Source organism: Fictibacillus sp. b24, from assembly GCF_030348825.1.
Classification (GTDB): domain Bacteria; phylum Bacillota; class Bacilli; order Bacillales; family Fictibacillaceae; genus Fictibacillus.
This window is the reverse complement of sequence record NZ_JAUCES010000005.1, coordinates 3,249,394-3,275,062: the sequence shown is the minus strand read 5'-3', so window position 1 is coordinate 3,275,062 and position 25,669 is coordinate 3,249,394. Positions and strand designations below refer to the sequence as shown.

Annotated in this window: 32 protein-coding genes; 27 read left to right on the top strand and 5 right to left on the bottom strand. The window is 42.9% G+C overall.

Features of this window, described 5'->3' with window-relative positions; all coding sequences use genetic code 11:
* The first annotated feature begins 15 nt into the window (after positions 1-15).
* Entirely contained in the window at positions 16-843 is an 828-nt protein-coding gene (locus QUF49_RS17125) for a carbohydrate ABC transporter permease (protein WP_289496886.1), read from the top strand.
* 54 nt (positions 844-897) lie between these two features.
* Here QUF49_RS17125 and QUF49_RS17120 read toward each other — a convergent pair whose 3' ends face one another.
* A complete protein-coding gene (locus QUF49_RS17120) occupies positions 898-1,041 on the bottom strand; it encodes a hypothetical protein (RefSeq protein ID WP_289496885.1) in 144 nt (47 codons plus the stop codon).
* A 216-nt stretch (positions 1,042-1,257) separates the two neighbouring features.
* On the opposite strand from QUF49_RS17120, the gene QUF49_RS17115 reads away from it, so the two are divergent.
* From QUF49_RS17115 to paaX, 20 genes are all read left to right on the top strand, one after another.
* The gene (locus QUF49_RS17115) at positions 1,258-1,920 is read left to right on the top strand and encodes a type 1 glutamine amidotransferase domain-containing protein (protein WP_289496884.1); all 663 of its coding nucleotides are present in this window, start codon (positions 1,258-1,260) and stop codon (positions 1,918-1,920) included.
* 86 nt (positions 1,921-2,006) lie between these two features.
* On the top strand, positions 2,007-2,987 hold the full coding sequence (locus QUF49_RS17110) for a zinc-binding dehydrogenase (protein ID WP_289496883.1): 981 nt from the start codon (positions 2,007-2,009) through the stop codon (positions 2,985-2,987).
* A 224-nt stretch (positions 2,988-3,211) separates the two neighbouring features.
* Positions 3,212-3,511 carry a putative quinol monooxygenase gene (locus QUF49_RS17105; RefSeq protein ID WP_353958329.1) on the top strand — a complete coding sequence of 100 codons (300 nt, stop codon included), beginning with the start codon at positions 3,212-3,214 and terminating at the stop codon, positions 3,509-3,511.
* A gap of 69 nt (positions 3,512-3,580) precedes the next feature.
* Positions 3,581-4,456 (top strand): LysR family transcriptional regulator, encoded by an 876-nt coding sequence (locus QUF49_RS17100; protein WP_289496882.1) that lies wholly within the window; start codon positions 3,581-3,583, stop codon positions 4,454-4,456.
* Positions 4,457-4,509: 53 nt separating this feature from the next.
* On the top strand, positions 4,510-5,244 hold the full coding sequence (locus QUF49_RS17095) for an MBL fold metallo-hydrolase (protein ID WP_289496881.1): 735 nt from the start codon (positions 4,510-4,512) through the stop codon (positions 5,242-5,244).
* A 27-nt stretch (positions 5,245-5,271) separates the two neighbouring features.
* Positions 5,272-6,261, top strand: a complete 990-nt coding sequence (locus QUF49_RS17090; RefSeq protein ID WP_289496880.1) for a lipoate--protein ligase — start codon at positions 5,272-5,274, stop codon at positions 6,259-6,261.
* A 478-nt stretch (positions 6,262-6,739) separates the two neighbouring features.
* The gene (locus QUF49_RS17085; RefSeq protein ID WP_289496879.1) at positions 6,740-8,068 is read left to right on the top strand and encodes a phenylacetate--CoA ligase family protein; all 1,329 of its coding nucleotides are present in this window, start codon (positions 6,740-6,742) and stop codon (positions 8,066-8,068) included.
* A gap of 71 nt (positions 8,069-8,139) precedes the next feature.
* Positions 8,140-9,105, top strand: a complete 966-nt coding sequence (gene paaA, locus QUF49_RS17080) for a 1,2-phenylacetyl-CoA epoxidase subunit PaaA (RefSeq protein WP_289496878.1) — start codon at positions 8,140-8,142, stop codon at positions 9,103-9,105.
* Positions 9,106-9,129: 24 nt separating this feature from the next.
* Entirely contained in the window at positions 9,130-9,477 is a 348-nt protein-coding gene (paaB, locus tag QUF49_RS17075) for a 1,2-phenylacetyl-CoA epoxidase subunit PaaB (protein ID WP_289496877.1), read from the top strand.
* Entirely contained in the window at positions 9,474-10,280 is an 807-nt protein-coding gene (gene paaC / locus QUF49_RS17070; RefSeq protein ID WP_289496875.1) for a 1,2-phenylacetyl-CoA epoxidase subunit PaaC, read from the top strand. The genes paaB and paaC overlap by 4 nt, the downstream gene beginning before the upstream one ends.
* A 26-nt stretch (positions 10,281-10,306) precedes the next feature.
* Entirely contained in the window at positions 10,307-10,807 is a 501-nt protein-coding gene (gene paaD / locus QUF49_RS17065) for a 1,2-phenylacetyl-CoA epoxidase subunit PaaD (RefSeq protein ID WP_425590476.1), read from the top strand.
* 38 nt (positions 10,808-10,845) lie between these two features.
* Entirely contained in the window at positions 10,846-11,151 is a 306-nt protein-coding gene (locus tag QUF49_RS17060; protein ID WP_066235887.1) for an EthD family reductase, read from the top strand.
* Positions 11,144-11,920, top strand: coding sequence for an enoyl-CoA hydratase/isomerase family protein (locus QUF49_RS17055; protein WP_289496873.1), 777 nt, complete (start codon positions 11,144-11,146; stop codon positions 11,918-11,920). Before QUF49_RS17060 ends, QUF49_RS17055 begins: the two co-directional genes overlap by 8 nt.
* 10 nt (positions 11,921-11,930) lie before the next feature.
* Entirely contained in the window at positions 11,931-12,704 is a 774-nt protein-coding gene (locus QUF49_RS17050) for an enoyl-CoA hydratase-related protein (protein ID WP_289496872.1), read from the top strand.
* A 78-nt stretch (positions 12,705-12,782) separates the two neighbouring features.
* Entirely contained in the window at positions 12,783-14,240 is a 1,458-nt protein-coding gene (locus QUF49_RS17045) for an aldehyde dehydrogenase family protein (protein WP_289497688.1), read from the top strand.
* A gap of 143 nt (positions 14,241-14,383) precedes the next feature.
* The gene (locus tag QUF49_RS17040; RefSeq protein ID WP_289496871.1) at positions 14,384-14,545 is read left to right on the top strand and encodes a hypothetical protein; all 162 of its coding nucleotides are present in this window, start codon (positions 14,384-14,386) and stop codon (positions 14,543-14,545) included.
* 31 nt (positions 14,546-14,576) lie between these two features.
* Positions 14,577-15,449, top strand: coding sequence for a 3-hydroxyacyl-CoA dehydrogenase (locus QUF49_RS17035; protein ID WP_289496870.1), 873 nt, complete (start codon positions 14,577-14,579; stop codon positions 15,447-15,449).
* A complete protein-coding gene (locus tag QUF49_RS17030) occupies positions 15,449-16,654 on the top strand; it encodes a 3-oxoadipyl-CoA thiolase (RefSeq protein ID WP_289496869.1) in 1,206 nt (401 codons plus the stop codon). The genes QUF49_RS17035 and QUF49_RS17030 overlap by 1 nt, the downstream gene beginning before the upstream one ends.
* Positions 16,655-16,666: 12 nt before the next feature.
* Positions 16,667-17,443: an enoyl-CoA hydratase-related protein gene (locus QUF49_RS17025; RefSeq protein WP_289496868.1), complete on the top strand. Its 777-nt coding sequence runs from the start codon at positions 16,667-16,669 to the stop codon at positions 17,441-17,443.
* A 189-nt stretch (positions 17,444-17,632) separates the two neighbouring features.
* Complete coding sequence (gene paaX, locus QUF49_RS17020; protein ID WP_289496867.1) at positions 17,633-18,520, top strand: phenylacetic acid degradation operon negative regulatory protein PaaX; 888 nt, start codon at positions 17,633-17,635, stop codon at positions 18,518-18,520.
* 2 nt (positions 18,521-18,522) lie between these two features.
* On the opposite strand, the gene QUF49_RS17015 is transcribed toward paaX, so the two are convergent.
* Positions 18,523-18,693, bottom strand: coding sequence for a hypothetical protein (locus tag QUF49_RS17015; RefSeq protein WP_289496866.1), 171 nt, complete (start codon positions 18,691-18,693; stop codon positions 18,523-18,525).
* Between the two features lie 107 nt (positions 18,694-18,800).
* Positions 18,801-19,316, bottom strand: a complete 516-nt coding sequence (locus QUF49_RS17010) for a gamma carbonic anhydrase family protein (RefSeq protein WP_289496865.1) — start codon at positions 19,314-19,316, stop codon at positions 18,801-18,803.
* A 67-nt stretch (positions 19,317-19,383) separates the two neighbouring features.
* Here QUF49_RS17010 and QUF49_RS17005 point away from each other — a divergent pair, with 67 nt between their 5' ends.
* Together QUF49_RS17005 and QUF49_RS17000 are read left to right on the top strand one after the other, a co-directional pair.
* Positions 19,384-20,334 carry an NAD(P)H-dependent flavin oxidoreductase gene (locus tag QUF49_RS17005; RefSeq protein WP_289496864.1) on the top strand — a complete coding sequence of 317 codons (951 nt, stop codon included), beginning with the start codon at positions 19,384-19,386 and terminating at the stop codon, positions 20,332-20,334.
* A gap of 38 nt (positions 20,335-20,372) precedes the next feature.
* Positions 20,373-21,707, top strand: coding sequence for a sodium-dependent transporter (locus QUF49_RS17000; protein WP_289496863.1), 1,335 nt, complete (start codon positions 20,373-20,375; stop codon positions 21,705-21,707).
* On the opposite strand, the gene QUF49_RS16995 is transcribed toward QUF49_RS17000, so the two are convergent.
* A complete protein-coding gene (locus QUF49_RS16995) occupies positions 21,704-21,871 on the bottom strand; it encodes a hypothetical protein (RefSeq protein WP_289497724.1) in 168 nt (55 codons plus the stop codon). The two genes, QUF49_RS17000 and QUF49_RS16995, sit on opposite strands and share 4 nt — an antisense overlap.
* Before the next feature lie 154 nt (positions 21,872-22,025).
* On the opposite strand from QUF49_RS16995, the gene QUF49_RS16990 reads away from it, so the two are divergent.
* Positions 22,026-22,745, top strand: coding sequence for an SDR family oxidoreductase (locus QUF49_RS16990; RefSeq protein ID WP_289496862.1), 720 nt, complete (start codon positions 22,026-22,028; stop codon positions 22,743-22,745).
* A 156-nt stretch (positions 22,746-22,901) separates the two neighbouring features.
* Positions 22,902-23,324 (top strand): peroxiredoxin-like family protein, encoded by a 423-nt coding sequence (locus tag QUF49_RS16985; RefSeq protein WP_353958314.1) that lies wholly within the window; start codon positions 22,902-22,904, stop codon positions 23,322-23,324.
* Between the two features lie 177 nt (positions 23,325-23,501).
* On the opposite strand, the gene QUF49_RS16980 is transcribed toward QUF49_RS16985, so the two are convergent.
* The gene (locus tag QUF49_RS16980; RefSeq protein WP_353958313.1) at positions 23,502-23,861 is read right to left on the bottom strand and encodes an HIT family protein; all 360 of its coding nucleotides are present in this window, start codon (positions 23,859-23,861) and stop codon (positions 23,502-23,504) included.
* Positions 23,862-24,066: 205 nt separating this feature from the next.
* On the opposite strand from QUF49_RS16980, the gene QUF49_RS16975 reads away from it, so the two are divergent.
* The gene (locus tag QUF49_RS16975; protein WP_289496860.1) at positions 24,067-24,462 is read left to right on the top strand and encodes a thioesterase family protein; all 396 of its coding nucleotides are present in this window, start codon (positions 24,067-24,069) and stop codon (positions 24,460-24,462) included.
* Positions 24,463-24,556: 94 nt separating this feature from the next.
* Entirely contained in the window at positions 24,557-25,657 is a 1,101-nt protein-coding gene (locus tag QUF49_RS16970; RefSeq protein WP_289496858.1) for a Leu/Phe/Val dehydrogenase, read from the top strand.
* The last annotated feature ends 12 nt before the right edge of the window (positions 25,658-25,669 follow it).

Genomic DNA, 25,669 nt, shown 5'->3' with positions numbered 1-25,669 from the left:
AGGAGTGAATAGGAAATGAACAAAAAAGCAGGACCAATGTTTTATATATTTTTAGCATTGTTTGTCTTCCTTGTCATGTTTCCGTTTTTATGGGTACTGGCAAGTTCAATTAAACCGGTTGCCGAGTTGTTTGGTGATCGTGCGTTCATACCGTTTACGGAGAATATGACACTTGAAAATTACGAATCAGTATTTGTAAACTATCCATTCTTAAAATATCTATGGAACAGCTTAGTCGTTTCGACAATAACTACAGTTTACGCGGTCCTTGTTGCGAGCTTTGCTGCATATGCGATCGCACGTTTAAACTTTAAAGGAAAAACAGTCATTCTTGGATTGGTGCTATCTGTATCGATGTTTCCGCAGATCGCAACCATTTCGCCCATCTATATCGTATTGAAAAACCTTGGTTTAACAAACAGCTACCTTGGTTTGATCATTCCGTATACGACGTTCACATTGCCATTATCCATCTGGCTTCTTGTCACGTTCTTCCGCAAGATTCCGTTTGACCTTGAGGAAGCAGCGAAGATTGATGGAGCGTCACTTATGCAAACCTACTGGCGAGTTATTCTCCCTCTAGCGCTTCCAGGGATTTTTACAACAGCGATCCTTGTATTTATCTCAGCGTGGAACGAGTTTCTGTTTGCGTTAACGATTAATACAGATGATGAGTTTAAGACCGTTCCGGTTGGGATCGCGATGTTTGAAGGACAGTTTACGATTCCTTGGGGTGAGGTTACAGCTGCGACCGTTATCGTAACCGTTCCTCTCGTCATCATGGTTCTTCTGTTCCAGCGCAGAATTGTGTCAGGATTAACTTCAGGAGCTGTAAAAGAATAGTTTTGAATGATGTCCCTCGCTTAAATAGCGAGGGTTTTTTGTTTGTGAATTATATCAGCTGTGACAGTAGTTGATTTCCGTTACAGATGCTCGCTTTCCGCGGGGCAGGCGGTGAGCCACATTCGTACGTTTCACTCTTAAGTGTCTCACCTGACCGCTTGTCCTAGCCGAGAGTCTCGCATCTTCCACTCCAATCAATCTGTCAATGAAGAGAATGAACAACGAGCCAATAGCCACAATCTTATTTAGAGTAGAAAGCAACTTGGAGCGAAACATCAACAACTCCCTTGGTTGATTTGATATAAAAATATTTATAACAAATGATATATTTTCTAATTTGTATTATTGAAAATCAGGGTATACAATAGGTTTTGTTAGTTAAGCAACTTACTTTTAATTAGGGGGAATTTTACAATGTCTAAACATATATTAATGGTCGTTACTACGGCTGATAACATGAACAACGAACACTCAACAGGGCTTTGGCTTTCTGAGTTTGGTGAAGCGTATGTGGAGTTCGCTAATGCGGGTTACACAATTATGGTAGCAAGCCCTAAAGGCGGAAAAGCTCCAGTAGATGACCGCAGCCTTGAAGGTGAAGTGCCTCAAGAGATTTTAGATACAGCAAAACATCTTGAAAACACAGTAAAACTAGATGAGATTAAAGACATTGATGGATTTGACGCAATCTTCTTGCCAGGTGGTCATGGAACAATGTTTGACCTTCCAGAGAATACAAAACTTCAAGAAGTGATTCGTGACCTTTACGAGCAAAACAAAGTTGTTGCAGCAGTATGTCATGGTCCAGCTGGATTAGTAGGTGTTAAACTTTCTGATGGCAAACCATTGGTAGCAGGAAAGACAGTTACTGCGTTCACAGATGCAGAAGAAGTTGCAACGACACTTGATCAATACATGCCGTTCTTATTAGAAACGCGCATGCGCGAACTTGGTGCTGAGTTTGTAGCCGCTGAAAACTGGGCAAACCATGTGCAAGTGGATGGAAACTTAATTACTGGTCAAAATCCGCAATCTACAATATCTGTTGCGAAAGAAGTTCTTAAGCAGCTAGCATAAATGTGAATTCCTGCAAACCTTTATAGAGAGAATAAGGTTTGCAGGCTTTATTTATTGAGAACGGAAATTTGAGAGGGGAATAAATAATGAAAGCATTACTTTTAAAAGACAAGAATCAATGGAAAGAAATGAAGATAGAAGATATTGAAACACCAACTGCAGGTAAAGGGGAAGTTGTCGTAAAAATCCATGCTGCTGGATTAAATCCTGTTGATTATAAAACAGCAACTGGCGGTAACCCAAACTGGACATATCCTCACATTTTAGGGCTTGATGCTGCAGGTACCATTCATGAGGTTGGAGAAGATGTTACGGACTGGAAGATTGGAGACCGCGTTGTGTACCACGGAGATTTTAACAAAAAAGGGGCATACGCAGAGTATGGGGTAACAACAGCACATACGATTTCCCGTATTCCCGATTCTCTTTCTTTTGAAGATGCAGCGGCGCTTCCTACTGCAGGATACACAGCTTATCAAGCACTCTTTAGAAAACTGCCAATGTCTGCAATCGATACAATCTTGATTCATGCAGGTGCAGGTGGTGTTGGAGGATTTGCGATTCAACTTGCGAAGAATGCTGGGAAAACGGTTATCTCTACTGCTTCTTCACACAACCATGAGTATGTTCGTTCACTTGGAGCAGACCTTGTGATTGATTACAAAGAAGAAAATGTGAAGGAAAAAGTAATGGAGTTCACGAACGGCAGAGGTGTAGATGCAGTTCTAGATACAGTAAGCCGAGACAACGCAACAGCATCACTCGACTTGATTGCATACAACGGACATATTGCACACATCGCAGGTGCTCCTGATTACACACGCGTAAAACCTTTTACCAGAGTAACTTCTTTCCATGAAGTAGCGTTGAACGCGATTCATCATAATAATGACGAAGTGGCAGAACGCGACTTAGCCAAAATGGGAGACGAACTTTTAGCGCTTGTAGCTGAAAAGAAAGTTTCGCCGCTGCTAGAGCAAGTGATCTCATTAGAAGAAGTTCCAGCAACACTCGAAAAGCTCTCTCAGCGTCATGTGAAAGGGAAAATTGTTTGTAAGATTGTTTAAGGGTTATGGTTTGCTTTAAATTAAGGGGAGTAAGTCTTCATTGCAAGTTGATTGGAGTGTAAGGTGCGAGACTCCTGGGGGATTAGTGTGACAGGTGAGACACCTAAGGGCGCATAGCGCCGAGGTGGCTCACCGCACGCCCCCCGGAAAGGGAGCATCTGAAACGGAAATCAACCACAATCAAATGCAACAAAGCATTGCCAAAAAGAAACTTAAAAAAGAAGGTGATTATTTTGTCTATTACGATCAATGCCATATTAAAAGCAAAACCAGGTAATGAGGCTTCTTTGCGCGAAGAATTAGTAAAAGTTGTACAAGCATCTCAAAATGAAGAAGGATGCATCAACTATACGCTTCACGAATCAACCGAAGACTCTAAGACTTTCGTTTTTTATGAAACGTGGGCTAATGAAGATGCACTCAAATCGCACATCGAATCTGAGCATTATAGCAACTATCGGAAAAACATTGAAACACTAATCGAACAGCGTGAAGTTTATCGCTTAAACGTTATAAATCAATAGAGAAAGCTCTGCACCGTTCGGCATTTTGAGCGGTGCTGTTTTCTTGATTCCTGGAAGGGGGGATTAATCATGATTGATTTTGAATGGTACCGAAGTTTTATCAGCATTTATAAACACCGGTCTGTTTCTGCAGCAGCGAAAGCAAGAATTTTAACTCAGCCTGCGATGAGTCAGCATCTTGCTGCGTTAGAAGCAGAAATTGGCGAACCTTTGTTTATTCGGGCTCCTCGTAAAATGGTACCGACAGACAAGGGAAAAGAACTGTATACCAAGATAGTTCCTTTAATTGAGAACTTAGAAAATACGACACTTGAAATGCTTCACAGTTCATCTAGCAAAGGACTTGCCCCAGTGATTCGTATTGGCTCGCCTGCTGAATATTTTACGAAACGTGCTCTTGCAAATGTAAGAGGTTTAAATATACGTTTTTTAGCTCAGTTCGGAATGGCAGGTACTTTGCTAGAAAAGCTTGAAAAAGATGAAGTGGATCTGATTTTGACTACTCAAAAATCACAGCATCAAGGGATCGAGTACCGAAAGCTTGAAGATGAAGTTTTTGTTGCAACAGCGCCGCCTGAGTTTGAAACAGATGCGAAAAATGTTGAAGAGATTGAACAGTGGCTAATCGGTCAGAAGTGGCTAAGTTACGGGTTGGAACTTCCAATCATTAGAAGGTATTGGCGAGAACATTTTAATAAGCGGCCCGATTTTCAGCCATGCCACGTTATTCCCGATTTAAGGTCTATTTTAGAAGGTGTGGAAAATGGGCTGGGAATTAGCATCTTGCCAACCTATTTAATAGAAAAATTGGTTCAAGAGAATAAGGTTAAAGTAATGTTCCCAGAACTTAAGGCAGAGAACACGATCTATGCGGCATATAAAGTAGATCATAAAAATAACCCCATCTTGGAAAAAGTATTAGACGCCTTAAAGCGGAATAACTAGTGTAAAGCGAAGTCCTTTGTGTAAACTAGTAAGTAAAAACGGAGGACGAAATTATGAAACTGACGGTTTTAGGTTATTGGGGAGGTTACCCAGCAGCAGGTGAAGCAACATCCGGATACCTTTTGCAAAGCGACGGATTTAATCTGCTTATTGATTGCGGAAGCGGTGTGCTTTCTCAGCTGCAAAACTACATCAAGCCAGAAGAACTGGATGCTGTTATTTTGTCACACTATCATGCAGACCATGTTGCTGACATTGGTGTGCTTCAATATAGCCGCCTCATCCAGTCCTTTTTACAAAAAGGTATAAAGACACTTCCAATCTATGGGCACACAAAGGATGAAGGTGGTTTTCAGTCGCTTACACATGGGACTCATACAACGGGAATTCCGTTTAATCCTGAAGAGGAGCTAAGGATCGGGCCGTTTACGATTACGTTTCAGCTTACAAAGCATGCCGTTACATGCTATGCGATGCGTGTTACGGATGGAAATGAAACGCTTGTCTACACGGCCGATACCGCGCTGATTCCTGAACTGGTGCCATTCAGCAGGAATGCAGACTTGCTTATTGCCGAATGCAACTTTTATAAAGGTATGGATGGAAGCGGGCCAGGCCACATGACATCAGAAGATTGCGGGATGCTTGCTCAGCAGTCTGAAGCTCGTCAGTTGCTCCTCACACATCTTCCTCATTTTGGTCAGTTATCACAGCTTGTCACAGAGGCAAAAGAGGTGTATAACAATAAAGTGGAGCTTGCCTCTTCCGGCTGGACGTGGGGAGCTTAAAGATAGGGACTGAAAGAGGAGAAAACTATGCTTTTTATTGATAATGAAAATATTACAGACCCAAGAGTGAATCTGGCAATCGAAGAGTTCGCTTTAAAACATTTAGACATCAATGAAACGTATTTGCTTTTTTATATAAATGAACCATCGATTATCATCGGTAAGAATCAGAATACGGTTGAAGAAATCAACGCAGACTATGTTCGCGAAGAGGGTATTCACGTCGTTCGCCGTTTATCTGGTGGAGGTGCCGTTTATCATGATCTTGGCAATTTGAACTTCAGCTTTATCACAAAGGATGATGGAAACTCGTTTCATGATTTCAAGAAGTTTACCGATCCTGTTGTAAAAGCGCTGAAAAAACTAGGTGTGAATGCTGAATTAAGCGGTCGCAATGATATTTTAGCTGATGGAAAAAAGATTTCGGGTAACGCACAGTTTTCAACGAAGGGCCGTATGTTCAGTCATGGAACGCTGCTTTTTGATTCTGAAATCGAGAACGTGGTCTCTGCTCTAAACGTGCGTATGGATAAGATCGAGTCAAAAGGAATCAAGTCGATCCGCAGCCGGGTAACAAATATTCGTGAACACTTGAATGAAGATATGACGATGGAAGAGTTCAAACAAACGCTTCTTTCTTACCTATTTGAAGAGTTGGATTCTGTACCTAAATACGAGCTAACAGAAAAAGACTGGGAAGAAATTCGCAAGATCTCAAGAGAACGCTATGCGAACTGGGATTGGAACTATGGAAAGTCACCGAAGTTCAACGTTGAGCTTTCCAACCGATTCGCAGCAGGATCAGTTGATATCCGCCTTCATATCGTAAAAGGAATCATTCAAGAAAGTAAGATTTTCGGAGACTTCTTTGGAGTTGGCGACGTATCTGATATCGAAAATAAGCTGAACGGTGTGCGTTATGACCGTGAAGCAATCGAAACTGTGTTAGCAGATATTGATTTGAATCATTACTTTGGCAATGTATCACGCCAGGAGTTTTTAGATTTACTATATTAATTATAAAACCGCCTTTTAATGGGCGGTTTTTTTTATGTATGTGAAATGATGTTGTGCAGAAATTGATTTTAGACCCAATAAATTTTAAACAGACTCAATAATTTGCAAATAGACTCAATAATCTCCAAACAGACTCAATAAATTTGCAAACAGACTCAATAACCTTTATATGCTGGTTGCTGGTCGTGTCTGAACGGCTGTTTCAGTACTCAAACTATCTGGTTTCAGTGGCTAAAAGCTCGAGGTCGCAACCGTATCCTCGCGAAACACAAAAAGCGTGTTCGCGCTCAAAAACTTTTGCGCTTGTCGCATTTAATCGAGCCACTTCAACACTTATTTTCATTTGACAGAAAATTATTATAAGTGATAAGCTAAACACAAATAACATCACACGATAATAAGGTGACGGTACAAAAACGTCATATTTTTTTAACCTCAAATGTAATCGCTTACATATTCTAAAGGGAGATGAAAAGAAATGATCCTCCATCCACAAGTGGAATGTATGAGTCGTGATGAAAAAGAAGAGCTGCAGCTGCATCGCTTAAAGCAGACGGTAAACAACGTATACGAGAATGTCCCTTTTTATAAAAGTGCATTTGACGAAAAAGCAATACACCCCTCATCGATTGAAACATTAGAAGATCTTCAAAATCTTCCTTTTACTGTAAAGAAAGACCTTCGTGACCACTATCCTTTTGGATTATTCGCAGTACCGCAAGACCATCTTGTCCGTCTTCACGCATCATCTGGAACGAGCGGGAAGCCGACAGTAGTTGGGTATACAGAAGGGGATATCAATCGGTGGAGTGACATGGTGGCGCGGTCCATCGCTATTGCGGGCGGTGAGCCAGGAAATGTGCTTCACAACGCATATGGGTACGGACTTTTTACAGGCGGGCTAGGACTGCATAACGGTTCAGAGCGACTCGGTATGATTACTGTTCCCGTATCAGGCGGGAATACGGAGCGTCAGATTCTTTTGATTGAAGACTTCAAGCCACAGGTGATCTGCGGCACTCCTTCCTATATTTTAACAATAGCGGAAAAGATGGAGGAGCTAGGAAAGAATCCGAGAGCTACGTCATTAAAATATGGCATCTTTGGAGCAGAACCTTGGTCGGAAGAGATGCGGACAACACTTGAAGAAAAATTAGACATTAAGGCCATGGACATTTATGGATTGAGTGAAGTGATGGGTCCAGGGGTTGCAATGGAATGTCACGAAGCGCAAAACGGACTTCATATTATGGATGACCATTTTATCGCTGAAATCATTAACCCAGACACACTTGAACCGATGCCTGATGGACAGTATGGGGAACTTGTATTTACAAGTTTAACAAAGGAAGCATTTCCGGTCATCCGTTACCGTACGGGGGATATTGCATCGATCGATTGCACACCTTGCAGCTGTGGCAGAACTTCAATCAGAATGAGCCGTGTGAAAGGTCGAATCGATGACATGATCATCGTTCGCGGTGTTAATGTGTTTCCATCAGAGATAGAGAACTGCCTTTTTTCCATAGAAGATATCGTTCCGCATTATCAAGTGCATATTTTAACGGAAGGGTTAAAAGAGCATATCGAACTTCATGTGGAGATTACGGAACAACTTTATAGGGTGACAAATGGGGATGAAAATCATGAGGCAACTCGGATTTTGAAACAAACCATTTTAAAAAGAATTAAAGATACTTGTCTCGTTTCGATGGAGATTAAAGTTTTCCCGCCTAAAGGCATTCCACGCTCTGAAGGTAAGGCAATCAGGGTGGTTAGGCAAACTCAGAAAAAAATGGGTGTTTAACTATTGTTAAATCGTATGACGATAAATTATAATTACGGTAAATAAACGTAATATAATAGGAGGAGAATAGCATGACAGTTGGTATGAGTTTTAATCAGCTAAGTGAAGAAGAGAAAATGACTCATTTTCTTGACCGCATCAATGCCGGCGAGAAGATCGAACCAGATGATTGGATGCCTAATGATTACCGTTTGCAGCTGATCAGATTAATTTCGATGCATGGCATTTCGGAAATTATGGGAGCGCTTCCAGAAAAGGAGTGGGTACCTAAAGCACCTTCACTTCATAGAAAGCTTGCAATCATGGCGAAGGTTCAGGATGAGATGGGCCATGGACAGCTTTTGCTTCGTGTAGCAGAAGACTTGATGGCTCCGCTCGGCAAGACGCGCCATGACATCATGGAAGATCTTTTCTCAGGAAAATTAAAGTTCCATAACGTTTTCCACATGGACGCACCAACATGGGGAGATGCCGGAATCATCGCATGGCTTGTAGATGGAGCTGCAATTATCTCTCAAAGCATGATGCTAGATTCTTCGTATGGCCCGTACGCTCGAGCGTTAAAGCGTATTTGCGCAGAAGAAGTATTCCATGCTCAGCACGGTGAGAGCATTATTTTAGCGATGGCAGAAGGAACGCCTGAACAGCGCGAAATGCTGCAGGACGCTCTAAACCGCTGGTGGGAGTCACTTATCATGTTCTTTGGACCAAAGTCTGCTAAAGAAACAGGCAACTCGAATGCCGATAAGAACATCATGTATAAAATTCGTACAAAAACGAATGAAGACCTCAGACAAGAGTTCTTCACAAAATACATTCCGCGCATCTGGTCTCTTGGACTAACCATTCCAGACGATACCATTCGTTTTGATGAAGACAGCCAAATGTGGATCTATAAGGACGCTGATTGGAGCAACTTTAAACAGATCGTATCCGGAAACGGTCCACAATCACAGAATCGCTTAGATCTTCGCCGCCGCTCATACAAAAATAACGAGTGGGTACGCGCAGCACTCGCTGCTAAAAAGGCGATCTAACAGCGGAAGGGAGAGACAACCAACGTGAACGAACCGAAAAATGAGTTTTACAACGTTTATGAAGTTTTTAGCAAAAAAACAGATAAATCTCCGTTTCAGCATAGCTTCAGCCTTTTAGCACCGAACGCAGACATGGCGCTCATCATGGCGAAGGAAAACTTTTTCAGAAGAGAAACGGTTGCAGACATTTGGGTTGTAAAAAGAGAGAACATCAGAGGACTTAATCAGGATGAGAGAGAGATGCTCAAAAGGCTGGATAAGGAGTATAGAGAAACAAAAGGGTACGGTTATTTAAAGAAAAAATGGCGTGACTACAACCAGGAGCAGTTTACCGAACAGCACATCCTTGGCGGAAGGGGAGACAATTCATGACACAGGAAACGTTAAAACCACAAGAGAGAAAAGCTTTGATTGAGCTTCTATATCAGCTGGCAGACGATGATTTTCTTCTTTCGTTCCGCGGATCTGAATGGCTTGGTCTTGCTCCCCACATTGAAGAGGATGTTGCGTTCTCATCTATCTCTCAGGACATGATGGGGCACGCAAACCTTTACTTTCGTTTGTTAGAAGACCTTGGTGAAGGGGATGCAGACAGAATTGCTCACCTCCGATCACCTGATCAGTACCGAAACGCCATCATCCTAGAAGAAGTGAACGGACCTGGCACATATTTAAAAGAACCGGATTACGACTGGGCGTTTACCGTTGTGCGCAACTACTTTTACGCGGTGCACAAGCACATTCGTTTAGATTCGCTTCGCCACTCGGCATACGAGCCTTTGGCAGAAGCAGCTCGCAAAATCATGACAGAACAATACTATCACTTGATGCATTGGGAAATCTGGTTCAAGCAGCTGATGACGAGTACGGAGGAAGCGATCGAGCGAATGACAGCGGCGATTCAGAAGGTTTGGAAAGACTTTGGCGGTGTGCTTACACTCGGACCATATTACGAAGATATCGTGAAAGCGAACTTTATTGATGACGAAAGCGTAATGAAAAAGAGATGGAACAACAAGATTGAAGCTGTTCTTAAAGAAGTTGGAGCCCATTACCCTGGTGAGCCGCGTATGGAAAGAGGAAATGGCCGGAACGGTGTACACACTGATGACTTAAAGCAAGCGACTTCAACACTTTCAGAAGTGTATGCAACGAACCCTGCAACTGGCTGGTAAGACGATTTAGAAAGGAGATGAACCACGTGTCCGAATTGAAGAGCAGCATGACCAAAAGTGTGATGGACGCGCTTGGGAAAGTAAAAGATCCTGAAATCGCCTCTGTCAGTATATTAGATCTTGGCATGGTGCACGAAGTTGACGTAACAGGCGGAGCAGTGAAAGTGTCTGTATTGCCTACGTTCTCTGGATGCCCGGCACTGCACATCATCGAGCGAGATATAAAAAAAGCAATTGAAGAAGTAGAAGGAATTACTTCAGCAGAAGTGAATTTTGTATTTACACCATCGTGGACAACAGACCGTATCACAGCCGAGGGGCGTGAGAGATTAAAAGAGTTCGGCATCTCACCTCCACCGGCAAACCATGTGATGGGTGAGCCATGGGAAATTGATTGCCCGTATTGCGGATCCACATATGTAACGATGGAAAACATCTTTGGTCCAACAGCCTGCAGAAGTATTCTGTATTGCAAGTCTTGCAAGAACCCGTTTGAAGCAATGAAACCTGTTGCTGATATGGGATAGTAAGAGATTATGAGTTTAAAAATAGGGAGGAAACACACATGGTAAAACTAATCGCACTTTACAAAACACCTGAAAACTTAGAGCAGTTCGACGAGCACTATTTTGGACATCATACAGAAATTACGAAAAAAATCCCAGGACTTCGCAAAATGGAAGTTACAAAAATCGTTGGTTCACCAATGGGGAAAAGTGACTACCACATTCTTTGTGAAATGTACTATGACGATCATGATGCACTAAAAGCGGCGATGAAATCTGATGAAGGAAAAGCTTCTGGAAAAGACTTAATGAGCTTTGCGGCTGAACTCGTAACACTTATGATTGGTGAGGAAATCAATGAGTAATTACGAAACAATCTTAACCTCTGTTGAAGATGGGATTGCCTTGATTCAATTAAACAGGCCGCGTGTATTAAACGCGATCAACCGGCCAATGGTTACGGAACTATTAGATGCTTTTGAAAGTTTTGACCGTAATGATGAGGTAAAAGCAATTGTTTTGACTGGCAGCGAGCGTGCTTTTGCAGCAGGTGCCGACATTGATGAAATGAAAGAAGATACAGCCGTTTCTCTTGAACTATTAAATCAGTTTAAAGAATGGGACCGCTTAGCAACAATTAAAAAACCAATTATCGGTGCGGTGAACGGTTACTGCTTTGGCGGAGGCTTTGAACTGGCGTTATGTGCTGATATTCTATTTGCAGCAGAAAACGCACAGTTTGGATTTCCTGAAATCAAGCTTGGCGTCATGCCAGGTGCAGGCGGAACGGTAAAACTTACAAAGCTGATGGGACAGAAGAAGGCGCTCGAATGGCTATGGCTCGGTGACCCGATGACAGCAGATGAAGCTCTTCAATACGGGGTCATCAATCGTGTAATCGCACCAGAACTTGTAGTGGACGTGGCGAAGAAATATGCCAAAGTCGTCGCTTCAAGAGCGCCTTTATCGACTCGCTTAATTAAAGAGACTGTCTATAAATCAATCGACTATTCAACATATGAAGGCATGCAGTTTGAACGTAAAAACTTTTATCTATTATTCTCGTCACAGGACCAAAAAGAAGGCATGAAAGCTTTTGTTGAAAAACGTCCAGCCGAGTTTAAAGGGAAGTAGGGGGATAACCATGTTTGAAACGATTAGCTACGAAACAAGAGGAAAGACGGCTTGGATCACACTGAACCGTCCGGATAAGCTGAATGCTTTTACATCACTTATGCATAAAGAAATGGTTTCAGCGATAAAAGAAGCGAACAAAGACAGCAATGTAAGAGCGGTTGTAATTACAGGTGCAGGGCGTGCGTTCTGTTCAGGTCAAGACTTAACAGGCTCTGTAGATGGCACGGATTATGGTGATGTTCTTCGTAAAGGATATAACCCGATGGTGCAAGCGCTGGTCGCAATGGAGAAGCCAGTTATTGCAGCGGTTAACGGGGTAGCAGCAGGTGCAGGAATGAGTCTTGCTTTAGCTTGTGACTTCCGTATTGCAAGCGAGAAAGCGAGTTTTATAGAAGCATTCATTCATGTTGGCTTAGTGCCAGACTCAGGAAACCTCTACTTCTTGCCGCGTTTGGTCGGACACGCAAAAGCGATGGAGCTTGCGGTATTAGGTGAAAAAATCACAGCTCAAGAAGCAAAAGAGTTCGGCCTTGTAACGAAAACGGTAAGTGAAGAAGAGTTCATGCTTGAAGTGGAAACGTTCGCTGAAAAACTATCCAATATGCCTACTAAAGCAATTGGACTGATCAAACGCTATATGAACAAAAGCTGGGAAAGCGATCTGAACGAAGTGCTTGAATATGAAGCACAAGCTCAAAAGATTGCCGGAGAGTCAGCTGATCATCAAGAAGGTTTACAGTCATTTTTAGAGAAGAGAAAACCCGCATTCACAGGTAAATAGACAACGAGACTAAAGGGAGTGGAGAACTTGAGTACAGCAAAGACAGAAGTTAAAGCAGTGAAACGTGATGTGTACGAAATGGTTATTGGCGGACAAAGCGTTGGTGGATCTGAAGGAGAGTACTTTGTTACATATAACCCAGCAACCGGAGAACCGTTAGCAAAGGTCGCAAAAGCAACGAAAGCGGATGTTGATCGTGCTGTTGAGGCGGCAAGAACTGCATTTGAAACAGGAAAATGGAAGCGCTCTCCTGTAAATAAGCGTTCTCGTACGATGAACAAGATTGCTAGCATCATGCGTTCTCGTTTCAACGAGCTAGTAGAGCTTGAGATTCTAAACAGCGGAAAATCACTAAGCGCGGCACAAGGTCAAGTCATGCAAGCGATCGAAGACTTTGAGTTCTATGCAGGTGCGATCGTCAGCCACCGCGGTGCTGTAAACCCGATGCCAGGACCGTTCATGAACTATACGTTAAAAGAACCTCTAGGGGTTTGCGCGCAGATCATCCCGTGGAACTATCCGATGATGATGGCTGCTTGGAAGATCGCACCAGCAATCGCAACAGGTTGTTCCGTTATCTTGAAGCCTGCAAGCTTAACTCCACTTACGGCTATCGTTATGACGGAGATCTGCCACGAAGCTGGTGTTCCTGAAGGTGTTGTAAACATCATCACAGGTGATGGAGCTACAGTCGGTTCATACCTTGCTGAGCATGAAGGTGTCGATAAAGTAGCGTTCACTGGTGAAACAGGAACAGGTAAAGACATCATGGCAAAAGCATCTCAGACGTTAAAACGTGTAACGCTCGAGCTAGGTGGAAAATCTCCTAACTTAGTGTTTGCAGATACAGATATCGATGCTGCAGTTGATGGCTCATTATTCGGTATTTTCTATAACACAGGCCAATCTTGTGAAGCGCGTTCTCGCCTTTATATTGAAGAAAGTGTTTATGACGCCTTCATGGAAAAGTTCGTTGAAAAAGCGAAGAAACTTGTACTTGGTAATCCGCTTGATCAAGGTACACATGTTGGGGCAATCATTTCTGAGCGTCAGCTTGAAGTAATCGACGGTTACGTAAAATCTGCTGAAGAAGAAGGCGCAACAATTGCTCTTGGCGGCGGACGTGCAAAAGTGGATGGTTTTGAAAACGGACACTGGTATTTGCCGACAATCATTACGGATGTAAACGAAGACATGAAAGTGGTTAAAGAGGAAATCTTCGGGCCGGTTGTTGTTGTATCGACGTTTAAGGACGAAAAAGAGGCTGTGAAACTAGCAAACAACACGGACTTCGGTTTAGCAGCAGCGATCTGGACAAAGGACCATGCGAAAGCAACACGTGTTGCAGGCATGATCCAAGCAGGAACAATCATGATCAACTCACCGTTCTCAGCATTCCCGGGAACGCCGTTCGGAGGCTATAAGCAGTCAGGTTTTGGTCGTGAGCTTTGTATTGAAACGCTTGATCTCTATACAGAAACAAAGAGTGTCGTTTCCTATACAGGGTCTCGTCCGTTGAATCCTTTTAATTTGTAATTTAGTTGATATCTAGTTCTGTTAATTTGCGTTGATAGATCTAGTAACAGATTTGAAAAGCGGGCCATCGTGCTCGCTTTTTATACAATGTTTTTACTTGTAAACCGTTGCTTGGGGCTTTTCTATTTAGCTTCAATGACCAGTTGGTTGGAGTGCAAGGTGCGAGACTCCTGCGGGACAAGCGGTCAGGTGAGACCCTTAACGGCGCAAAGCGGCAAGGGGCTCACCGCCTGCCCCGCGGAAAGCGAGCATCCTGGAACGGAAACCAACAACTTACAAAAGCATCTAAGCATACAAAACGTTAAACACTTGTTTAAAAGAAAGGCAGGAGAGACCATGTTGCAAAATGCAGTAGTCATTGGATCTGGTGTGATGGGAAGAGGGATCGCCTATGTGAGCGCAGTTGGCGGTTTCGACGTTCAGCTTGTTGACGTAAAAGAAGACCAGCTGGAAAATGCAAAGAAAGAAATTGATTCTATTTTTTCAAAAGCGGTATCTCGCGGGAAGCTTTCGCAAAGCGATGCTGAACGAGCGCAAGAAAGACTATCATACACTGCGAATCTATCAGCAGCTGTAAGCGGTGCTGATTTAGTAATTGAGGCAGTTCCTGAAAACATAGAGATCAAGCGTGCTGTTTTTGAAGAATTAGACCGTTCTGCACCAGAGCATTGTGTGCTTGCTACAAACACGTCCACGATGAGTCCGACAGAGATCGGATCATTTACAAAGCGTCCTGAAAAAGTAATTGCGATGCACTTCTTCAACCCCGTACACAGAATGCCTCTTGTTGAGATCGTACGTGGGCATGAAACGAACGATGAAACGGTCGAGCTAGGGAAAGAAGCTGCTGTGAAGATGGGGAAAGAAACGGTGACCGTGAATGAATTCCCAGGATTCGTTACGAGCCGAATCTCGGCTATGATTGGTAATGAAGCATTCTACATGCTGCAAGAAGGTGTTGGCACGCCAGAAGACATCGACAAAGCGATTAAACTTGGTTTGAATTTTCCGATGGGACCATTTGAGCTTGGAGATTTAGTAGGGCTTGATACACGCTTAAACAACCTGAACTATCTTCATAAAACCCTAGGTGAAAAATACCGCCCGGCACCGCTTTTAGTGAAGTACGTAAAAGCAGGAAGACTTGGCCGCAAATCCGGTAAAGGGGTTTATGATTACACAGGGGAAGGCAGCGGGGTGAAGAAGTAATGAAAGAAGTTGTTATCGTTGATGCTGTCCGAACACCGATTGGCCGCTATAAAGGTGCGTTAAAGTCAGTCAGACCTGATGACCTTGGAGCAGTCGTTATTTCTGCGCTTGTAGAAAGAAACCCGGGAGTACCTGTTAAAGAGATTGAAGAAGTTATATTCGGTAATGCAAACGGTGCTGGGGAAGATAATCGAAACGTAGCTAGAATGTCTGCACTACTCGCTGGGCTTCCAGTCGAAGTAGGTGGAACAACAATCAACCGTCTTTGCGGATCAGGTATGGACGCCGTTATTTATGCAGCACGTGCCATTTTAGCAGGTGAAGGGGACATATTCATCGCAGGTGGAACCGAAAGCATGACACGTGCACCGTTTGTCATGGGCAAACCAGAAGTGGAGTATCCGCGCGGCGATATGAAAATGTTTGATACAACGATCGGATGGCGCTTTGTAAATCCGCTTATGCATGAAAAATTCGGTACAGATTCTATGCCAGAAACAGCAGAAAACGTAGCGAAGAAGTATGAGATATCACGAGAAGACCAAGACAAATTTGCTTACGACTCTCAGCAGAAAGCTAAAAAAGCGATTGAACAAAACCGATTTAATGAAGAGATCGTTCCTGTAAGATTAGTAGATCGAAAAGGAAATGAAACATGGATTACAGATGATGAGCATCCGCGTCCGGAAACATCGCTTGAAAAACTAGGCAAGCTTAAACCGTTGTTTAAAGATGGCAGTGTAACAGCAGGAAATGCGTCTGGCGTGAACGATGGAGCTTCAGCACTGCTATTGATGAGCCGTGAAAAAGCAGAGGAATTAGGATTAAAGCCTTTGGCTCGCTATGTTTCGTCAGGAGTTGCAGGTCTTGAGCCGTCCATTATGGGTGTCGGTCCGATCGAAGCTTCACGAAAAGCGTTAAAGCGTGCGGGACTTTCAGTGGGTGACTTAGACTTAATCGAACTGAACGAAGCTTTTGCGTCACAATCGTTAGCATGTATCAATGAATTAGAATTGGATCGCAGTAAAGTTAACGTAAACGGCGGAGCGATCGCGTTTGGCCATCCACTTGGGGCAAGCGGTGCACGCATTTTAACAACGCTTATTCATGAGATGAAAAAGCAAGGTTCACGGTACGGACTTGCGACGATGTGCATTGGAGTAGGTCAGGGAATTGCTTCTGTTGTTGAAGCGATCCACGAATAGGAGGAACTAAAAGTGAGTGCTATTTTATACGAGGTTAAAGATTTCGTTGCTTATGTGACATTGAATCGTCCAGAAGTATTAAACTGCTTTAACTATGCAACGCTAAAAGAGCTAGAAGAAGTGGTAGAAGACATTCATCATAACAACGATGTTCGTGTCGTTATATTTACTGGAGCAGGGGAAAAAGCTTTCAGTGCAGGAGCTGATTTAAAAGAAAGAAGAACGCTCACCGAATCAGAAGTTCGCCGTAATGTACGTAAAATCCGCGATGTGTTTTCAGCTGTAGAAGCATTGCCTCAGCCTACGATCTGTGCGATCAATGGTCATGCTTTCGGCGGAGGATTCGAACTAGCTCTTGCATGTGATCTTCGCGTTTCTGTAAGAGAAGCGTCTATGGGTCTAACAGAACTGAGCTGGGCAATCATTCCTGGTGCTGGCGGAACACAGCGTCTGCCAAGACTGATCGGTCAGGCAAAAGCGATGGAGCTCATTCTTACAGCAAAAAAGATGATGGCAGAAGAAGCTTTTTCTTACGGCATTTTAAACCAAGTTACATCAAGAGAAGAGCTGATGGCGGTCTGTGAAAACTATGCAGGATTAATAATGAAGAACGGACCTGTCGCTGTTCAGCAAGCGAAATATGCGATTAAACACGGAACGGAAGTAGATCTTCAAACAGGACTTGCGATTGAAGCAAAAGCGTATGAAGTGACAATTCCAACAAAAGACCGAATGGAAGCGCTAGTCGCTTTCGGTGAAAAAAGACCACCTGTATTTAAGGGAGAGTAACTTGTTTCTGTCTCCATTGTTCCACTATCATAGAGTATAACTTGTTTGCACGATGATTTTCGACGAGGGTACAAGTTTAGGTCGATAGTATAAGCGCAACTAAGACTGACGTGAAAGACTTGATGTCAGCTAAGTTTTCTTTATGGTAGGATTGTACAGACAATAACAGGTACAAATGAGGGTATGAACATGCAGAATAGTTTAAACACACGCTCTATGATCTTTACGCTTTACGGAGATTATATCCGGCATTATGGGAGTGAAATATGGATTGGCAGCCTGATTCGTTTGTTGGAAGAGTTTGGACACAACGAACAAGCGGTTAGAGCGGCTATCTCGAGAATGAACAAACAAGGCTGGATTGCAGCGAGAAAACAAGGAAACAAGAGTTATTATTATTTAACGGACCGTGGTAAAAAGAGAATGGATGAAGCTGCAAAAAGGATTTTTAACGTGCAGCAGGAACCGTGGAATGGCGAATGGATGATGTTCACGTATACGATTCCAGAAGAGAAAAGAAACATTCGGGATGAACTTCGAAAAGAGCTTGTCTGGAGCGGCTTCGGTCTGCTTGCGAACAGTTTCTGGATCTCACCGCACCCATCCTCTGAACAGATTCAAGCCATGATTGATAAATATGATATTAAAGACTACGTTCATTCATTTACAGCGGTCTACAACGGACCGAATGAGAATGAAAAGCTTGTTTCAGAGTGCTGGGATCTTCATGATATCAACCAAAAGTACAATGAATTTATTGTCACGTATTCAAAAAAATATGTGATCGATAAAAATAAGATCGAAAAAGGTGAAATGACAGACGGCGAGTGTTTTGTAGAGCGTACAAAGCTCGTTCATGAGTACCGTAAGTTTCTGTTCATCGATCCAGGTCTGCCACAAGAACTTCTGCATGCAGATTGGCTTGGCGACCACGCTGCTTCGCTCTTCAGTGATTATTACCGTGCACTCGCAGGACCAGCAAGCCGTTTCTTTGAAAGCATCTATTCAGATGGGAATGCGTTTAAAAAGAATACAAAACATGATGTGCTGAATCACCCGCTCATTCAGGAAAAGTAATTCTATCTTCTGCTGGTAGCGATTTTTGTATTGAGTGGAAACGTTGTTGTTCTTGAAAGTGGTTGATTTCCGCTCCAGGCTGCTCGCTTTCCACGGGGCGTGCGGTGAGCCTCCTGCCGCTTTGCGCCATTAGGAGTCTCCACCTGACCGCTCGTCCCGTAGGAGTCTCGCAACCTTACGCTTCAATCAACTTGCTAATGAAGTGAATAATAACTAGCCATTAAAAAATAGCAAAATAGAAGCACTTTCGGATTTATGAACGAAAGTGCTTCCCAATAAATTATTTTTTTAATTCAGTGGCAAACTGCTGTCCTTTTTCGTAATACGTGTCGATCGTAAGTTGGATCAGTTTCAGGTCTTCGTCGTTCAGTTCACGGATAACTTTACCGGGGGAGCCCATAACCATTACTCTTGGTGGGATTTTTTTACCTGGTGGAATGAGAGTATTTGCACCGATAAAGGCTTGTTCACCGATTTCTACACCATCAAGAATGGTAGAACCCATGCCAACGAGAGCACCTTTTTTTACAGTACAGCCGTGCAGGATCACGTTGTGTCCGATCGACACTTCATCTTCTAAGACAAGCGGGTAGCCTTCATACAAGTGAAGGGTGCAGTTGTCTTGAACGTTTGTTTTTTTACCGATGGAGATCGGTCCTTCATCACCGCGAAGAACAGAGTTAAACCAGATGCTTGCTCCTTCGCCAATTGTTACATCACCGACAACGTGTGCACCAGGAGCAATAAAAGCGCTTTCATCAACATTTGGCGTTTTACCATTAAATGTGTATTTCATAATGAGCCTCCTTAATTACAGGTATATAGGTTCAGTATAACAAAGGTAAGAATGGGAGGCGGGAAATTTGAATCTCATCTGCGAAAAATTAAACATTAAGTACCCTATCATTCAAGGTGGTATGGGGAATGTTAGCAATGCAGAGCTAGCTTCTGCTATCTCAAATGCAGGTGGATTGGGCACAATTGGGGCTGGCACGATGTCACCTGAAGAGGTAGAGAATCTGATAATTGCAACAAAGGGGATGACAGACAAGCCATTTGCTGTTAATGTACCTTTAACCGTTGCATCGAATGTAAAAGAAATCTTAAGTCTTCTGATCAAGCATAAAGTCGAAGTTGTTTCTCTTTCGGCGGGTAATCCGGCACCTTACATAGCAAAATTGAAGGAACATGGAATCAAGATTATTTGCGTTGTTGCCTCTGTCTATCATGCGCAAAAAGCAGAGGCAGCAGGAGCGGATATCCTTGTAGCTGAAGGCTATGAAGCAGCAGGTCTAAACTCTCCTTACGAGACGACAACAATGGTGCTTCTGCCTCAAGTTTCCCGAAGTGTGGCCATACCGGTCATTGCTGCTGGAGGAATTGCAGACGGAAGCGGTTTGGCTGCAGCCTTCGCGTTAGGAGCACAAGGCGTGCAGATGGGAACCCGTTTTATCGCCACAAAAGAAGCACCTTTTCACGATATCTACAAAACGTCATTAGTTGAGGCAGATGATAAAAAAACGTTAATCGTCGGCCGCTCGACTGGCAAGATCAGAAGAATTTACGATACACCTTATGCTCAAAAGCTGATTCAGCTTGAAAAAAATGGCGTCACACCTGAAGAATTTTTAACACACACCTCAGAAGAACATCATATTTTAGGAGCTGTAAAAGGGGACTTAGAGAACGGTTTTATTAATAGCGGACAGATCGCAGGGGCAATTAAAGATGTACCAAGTGTGAAAGAACTGCTTGAAACCATGATGAAAGAAGCGCAAGAAACAGTTAGTTTGTTAAACAAACGTTTAATATGAGCTAGTTGTATTTGTAACAGGGGAGGTAGTATTTAATTATGAAACAGCAAGACCAGTGGACGTCGAAATTAGCCTTTATTTTAGCTGCAGCAGGATCCGCAATCGGACTCGGAGCGATTTGGAAATTTCCTTATGTAGCGGGTACAAGTGGTGGAGGAGCTTTTTTCCTTATCTTTTTATTGTTTACGTTCTTAGTTGGTTTTCCGCTTTTGATGGCTGAATTTGTTATCGGGCGAGGAGCACAAAAAGAGGCGGTTTCCGCTTACCGGACGATCGCTCCAGGTTCTGCATGGCCTTGGCTAGGCAGAATGGGTGTAGCAACTGCATTTATCTTATTATCTTTTTACAGTGTTATTGGAGGCTGGATCGTACTTTATCTTAGCAAAAGCTTTTCAGGTGACTTCTTTAACCATGATTTTGGTGCTCTTTTTGGCGAATCGATTTCAAGTCCTTGGCCAGTATTGATCTCTCAATTCGTCTTTATGATGATTACGATCTTTGTTGTAAGCCGCGGAATTAAGAACGGTATTGAAAAAGCGAATCAGATTATGATGCCAGCACTTTTTGTGTTGTTTGCCGTATTGATCATTCGTTCACTGACACTGGATAACGCGATGGAAGGCGTTAAGTTCTTCTTGTTCCCAGACTTCTCAAAGATTGGGGCGGACGACATTCTTTTTGCGTTAGGACAATCGTTCTTCTCGTTGAGTGTGGGTATCTCCGTAATGGTTACGTACAGCTCGTACTTGAGTAAAAAAGAGAGCTTAACAAAATCTGCAACAACGATCGTTTTGCTGAACGTTTTGATTTCACTATTAGCTGGATTGGCGATCTTCCCAGGAGTGTTCTCTCTAGGTCTAGAGCCGACAGAAGGTCCTGGATTGTTGTTCGTTGTTCTTCCGGCTGTATTTGATCAAATCGTCTTTGGACAGTTTTTCTTTATCGTATTCTTGGCGCTGTTCTTGTTTGCAACGTTAACTTCAGCGTTCTCTATGCTTGAAATCATTGTGGCATCCATTACAAAGGGTGAGCTGTCAAACCGTGCAAAATGGTCTTGGATCATCGGTGTGCTTATCTTTGCTGCTGGGGTTCCATCAGCACTTTCAATGGGTGTACTATCAGATGTAACACTTTTCGGTAAAACAATTTTCGATCTATTAGACTTCTTGGTTAGTAACATCTTGCTGCCACTAGGAGCATTATTCATCGCTCTATTCGTAGGTTACCGATATCCAAAAGAAATGCTTTTGGAGGAATTCAGAGCAGGTTCTTCTGTGACAAAAAGAGGGTTCGCATTATGGCTGATGCTGATTCGCTATATCGTACCGGTCATCATCGTCATTGTATTCTTTAATACGCTAGGGTTGTTTTAATAGACTGTTTCCGCAATCTTTGATGCTCTTGAAAGCAATTGATTTCCGTTCCAGGATGCTCGCTTTCCGCGGGGCGACCGGTGAGCCCCTTGCCGCTTTGCGCCTTTAAGGGTCTCACCTGACCGCTCGTCCCGCAGGAGTCTCGCACCTTGCACTCCAATCAACTTGTCAAAGAAGTAACAAAATGAACAAAAGCAACACACTATTAATTTTAGTCTTTATTGTTAAAGAAAGACGCAGACCGAATTTGGTGCTGAGTCTTTTTCATGTTTATAATAGGGTGAAAAGTAACAAAGCTGTGAAAGGAAGGTTTTAAACATGATTAATGAAAAAATAGCGGTCGTAACAGGTGCATCTCGCGGGTGTGGAAGAGCAATCGCTGAAAAATTAGGAAGTCTAGGTGCCAAGTTAACTGTAGTTGGTTCCTCAGATGATATTTTTAAAACAGCAGAGAAATTAAAAGATAAAGGCTATGAAGTACTAGCGGTTAAAGCAGATGTAACAAAAGAAGAAGATGTTGCTGATCTCTTTAAACAAACGTTTGATAAATACGGACAAGTTGATATTTTAGTAAACAATGCAGGAGTAGGCCAATTTAAGCTGGCAGAAGAGCATTCTTTAGCTGATTTTAAACATATGTTTGAAGTTAACGTTCAAGGTGTATTCTTATGTAGTACAGCGGTTGTTCCACATATGAAAGAGCGTAAAGTAGGAACAATCATCACGATCTCATCTGATGTTGGGCGCAGAACGATTGCGAATGGCTCTGTTTATACAGCTACAAAATACGCGGTACAAGGATTTTCAGGTTCTCTTGCACAAGAGCTTAGGGAGTTTGGCGTTCGTGTAGGTACTGTGAACCCTGGTGCCATTGACACGTATTTTGCAGACTCTGAGCCTGGTCTCGATTTTAAAGAAGACTGGCTGAAGGTGGATGATATTGCAGAGGCAGTAGCTTACATGGCAAGCGCCCCAAAACATATGGTTGTGGATGAGATCATGCTTCACCCTCTTTCTCAGGAATATCCGAACGTTTAATACAAGGAGGCTATTTTGATGAATCTAGATCAACAACTGGTATCTGTTAAAAGTTCACAGTCTGTTGTCCTTCATGATTTGTTTGGAGATGACAAAACGTTCGTTGTGTTAGTCAGACACCTCGGCTGACCGTACTATCAGGAGTTCCTTGCGCAGTTGCGTGAGTCATATGAGGAGTTTGATAGATTGTCGGTAAAAGTAGTAGTTGTTTCACCGGCCGATCGTCAGCAGATTCAAGAGTTCTTGGATGTACATGGTGTGTTTCCGTTTGAAATTTACGGCGACCCTGAACTGAACGTGTACCATGAGATGGGGAACCACCACATGTCCACAGTGAAAAGTATGCTGGCTGTAGGTGCGGATCTCTTAAAAGGTGAAGTCAAAATAAGCGATATTGTGCCAAAAGAAAAGGATGAAAGAAAGCATTTCTTAAGCGCTGTTAAAAATCAGGATGTAAATGTTCAAGGAAGTTCATGGGTGTTTGATCGGAATGGTGAGATTTTGTGGAAGCATATAGATGATTCTCCTGAAGATCATGCGAAAGTGGACGAAGTATTGAAGCAACTACAGAAACGTTAAGAATAAAGCTGATATGGCATGCATGCTGTATCAGCTTTTTAATGCTTAGAGTAGGGAGCTATTCTTAATCACATAAAAAAGACTATTAATCACATAAAAATGGCGTTCGATCATATAAAAAAGAGCACCAATCACATAAAAAAGCGCTCCAATCACATAAAAAAGAATAGCAGCTCTTTATAAAACCTCTCGCACCTTACCAGGCCTGCGGTTGGCCTCGGACTTGATCCACGACCGGATTCCTCTACCAGCAAACGGCTCATCGCTAAATCGAGGTATGATGTGAAAATGTGCATGCGGAATACTTTGGCCGCCGACTGGATTGACGTTCCAGCCCGTGCTGTAACCGTCTGGTTCATACTCCATATCCAACAATTTCTTCGCTTTCTGCATCAATTCGTATGTGTCTGTCCACTCTTTTTCACTTAAATCAAATACGGTTTCTTTATGGGCCTTCGGAATAATTAAGCCCGCACCTTTCAAGATATCTTGTGCTTTCGGACTTTGCAGAAAGTAGCAGCTATCATTCTCTAACACTATTTTTTGTTTAGGAAAACTCAATGGATTACAGAATAAACACTCATTCATCAGTTAGCACACTTCCACTACCATTTTTGCACATTTTTCATATTCCTTTCAAACTGAACAATTCAGGCGATTCATTGACCGACTATCACACAAAATGATATGATTACGTTAAGAAAACGTTATATAAATTAGATGAAAGATATGAGGTGTGTGCATGAAACCAGGCATGGAGGTAGGCCAAACGGCTACCATCACAGCTACCGTTACACCCGATATGTTTGCTCAATTTGAAGGGAAGCTGGTTCATCCAGCATATTCGACTGTCAGCATGGTTTACCATATGGAGTGGGCAGCTCGACAGATCATATTGCCATATCTTGAAGAACATGAGGAAGGAATCGGCGGAGGAATAGCGGCAAAACATATGGCACCGACTCCAGAAGGCGCCGAACTTTCAGTTACAGCCACATTGAGAGAAATAAACGGGAAAGCTGTCATCTGTGATGTGACCGTCTATAACGGAAAAGCGGTTGCGGGTGAGGGAGAAGTTACGCAGTATATCTTACCGAGAGCAGCAATCGCACAGAAAATTGAAGAGATGAAAATATAATATTTTTTTGCATTTTAATGAAAGCGCTTGCACTTTAAAGCAGCAAAGTAAAAGAGAAACAAAGTGAGAAGAGACATACTAGGGGGATTTACACATGTTTGAAAAAATATCACAGCACGAGCAAGTTGTTTTTTGTAACGATCCATCGACAGGTCTCAAGGCAATCATTGCTATACATAATACAACGCTTGGACCTGCTCTTGGCGGATGCAGAATGAGGCCATATGCGTCAGTTGACGAAGCACTTGAAGATGTTCTACGCCTTTCAAAAGGAATGACGTACAAGTGTGCAGGAGCAGACGTGGACTTTGGAGGCGGAAAATCAGTCATTATCGGAGATCCCACTTCTGATAAATCACCAGAGTTGTTCCGTGCTTTCGGTCAATTCGTTGATTCGTTAAACGGAAGATTTTACACAGGAACGGACATGGGGACGACGCCTGATGATTTTGTTCATGCATTAAAAGAAACAAACTGTATCGTCGGTGTTCCAGAAGAATATGGCGGAAGCGGTGACTCTTCTGTTCCAACGGCTCAAGGGGTAATTTACGGTCTTCAAGCAACAATCCAAACGCTTGAAGGAACGGACGAATTAGCAGGCAAAGCTTATTCTATTCAAGGATTAGGAAAAGTAGGATTTAAAGTTGCTGAACAGTTACTCGCAGCAGGCGCGCAAATCTATGTAACAGACATTAATGAAAACGCGTTAAAAATGATTCAAGAAAGAGCAGAATTACTGCCTGGGAATGTGGAAGTTGTAGAAGGAAACGACATTTATGGAGTAGATGCAGATATCTTTATTCCGTGCGCACTTGGCGGAATCATTAACGACGAGACGATTGACAAGTTAAAAGTAAAAGCGATCGTAGGAAGCGCCAACAACCAGCTTCTTGAAGACAAACACGGTCTCTATCTGCAGCAGCAAGGCATTCTTTATGGACCGGATTATATCGTAAACGCTGGCGGCTTAATTCAGGTGGCTGATGAACTGTACGGGCCGAACAAGGCACGCGTTTTAACCAAAACTAGAGCGATCTATGATAGCTTGATCCAGATTTATAGTGAGAGCACGAGAAACAATATTTCAACGATGGAAGCCGCTAACCTTTTCTGTGAAGAGAAGCTTGCTGCTAGAACAAAACGCAACAGCTTTTTTGCTCATAACAGAAGACCAAAATGGCAGGTTCGAAACTAAGGAGGGACTTTA

Excerpts from the sequence above, each read along its gene's own strand:
- QUF49_RS17110 (WP_289496883.1), top strand. The coding sequence starts at position 2,007 with ATGAAAGCATTACTTTTAAAAGACAAGAATCAATGGAAAGAAATGAAG.
- QUF49_RS17090 (WP_289496880.1), top strand. The coding sequence starts at position 5,272 with ATGCTTTTTATTGATAATGAAAATATTACAGACCCAAGAGTGAATCTG.
- QUF49_RS17125 (WP_289496886.1), top strand. The coding sequence starts at position 16 with ATGAACAAAAAAGCAGGACCAATGTTTTATATATTTTTAGCATTGTTT.
- paaA (WP_289496878.1), top strand. The coding sequence starts at position 8,140 with ATGACAGTTGGTATGAGTTTTAATCAGCTAAGTGAAGAAGAGAAAATG.
- QUF49_RS17035 (WP_289496870.1), top strand. The coding sequence starts at position 14,577 with ATGTTGCAAAATGCAGTAGTCATTGGATCTGGTGTGATGGGAAGAGGG.
- QUF49_RS17050 (WP_289496872.1), top strand. The coding sequence starts at position 11,931 with ATGTTTGAAACGATTAGCTACGAAACAAGAGGAAAGACGGCTTGGATC.
- QUF49_RS17010 (WP_289496865.1), bottom strand. The coding sequence starts at position 19,316 with ATGAAATACACATTTAATGGTAAAACGCCAAATGTTGATGAAAGCGCT.
- QUF49_RS17045 (WP_289497688.1), top strand. The coding sequence starts at position 12,783 with ATGGTTATTGGCGGACAAAGCGTTGGTGGATCTGAAGGAGAGTACTTT.
- QUF49_RS17030 (WP_289496869.1), top strand. The coding sequence starts at position 15,449 with ATGAAAGAAGTTGTTATCGTTGATGCTGTCCGAACACCGATTGGCCGC.
- QUF49_RS17095 (WP_289496881.1), top strand. The coding sequence starts at position 4,510 with ATGAAACTGACGGTTTTAGGTTATTGGGGAGGTTACCCAGCAGCAGGT.
- QUF49_RS16970 (WP_289496858.1), top strand. The coding sequence starts at position 24,557 with ATGTTTGAAAAAATATCACAGCACGAGCAAGTTGTTTTTTGTAACGAT.
- paaC (WP_289496875.1), top strand. The coding sequence starts at position 9,474 with ATGACACAGGAAACGTTAAAACCACAAGAGAGAAAAGCTTTGATTGAG.
- QUF49_RS16990 (WP_289496862.1), top strand. The coding sequence starts at position 22,026 with ATGATTAATGAAAAAATAGCGGTCGTAACAGGTGCATCTCGCGGGTGT.
- QUF49_RS17100 (WP_289496882.1), top strand. The coding sequence starts at position 3,581 with ATGATTGATTTTGAATGGTACCGAAGTTTTATCAGCATTTATAAACAC.
- QUF49_RS17000 (WP_289496863.1), top strand. The coding sequence starts at position 20,373 with ATGAAACAGCAAGACCAGTGGACGTCGAAATTAGCCTTTATTTTAGCT.
- QUF49_RS17115 (WP_289496884.1), top strand. The coding sequence starts at position 1,258 with ATGTCTAAACATATATTAATGGTCGTTACTACGGCTGATAACATGAAC.
- QUF49_RS16975 (WP_289496860.1), top strand. The coding sequence starts at position 24,067 with ATGAAACCAGGCATGGAGGTAGGCCAAACGGCTACCATCACAGCTACC.
- QUF49_RS17055 (WP_289496873.1), top strand. The coding sequence starts at position 11,144 with ATGAGTAATTACGAAACAATCTTAACCTCTGTTGAAGATGGGATTGCC.
- QUF49_RS17060 (WP_066235887.1), top strand. The coding sequence starts at position 10,846 with ATGGTAAAACTAATCGCACTTTACAAAACACCTGAAAACTTAGAGCAG.
- QUF49_RS17085 (WP_289496879.1), top strand. The coding sequence starts at position 6,740 with ATGATCCTCCATCCACAAGTGGAATGTATGAGTCGTGATGAAAAAGAA.
- paaX (WP_289496867.1), top strand. The coding sequence starts at position 17,633 with ATGCAGAATAGTTTAAACACACGCTCTATGATCTTTACGCTTTACGGA.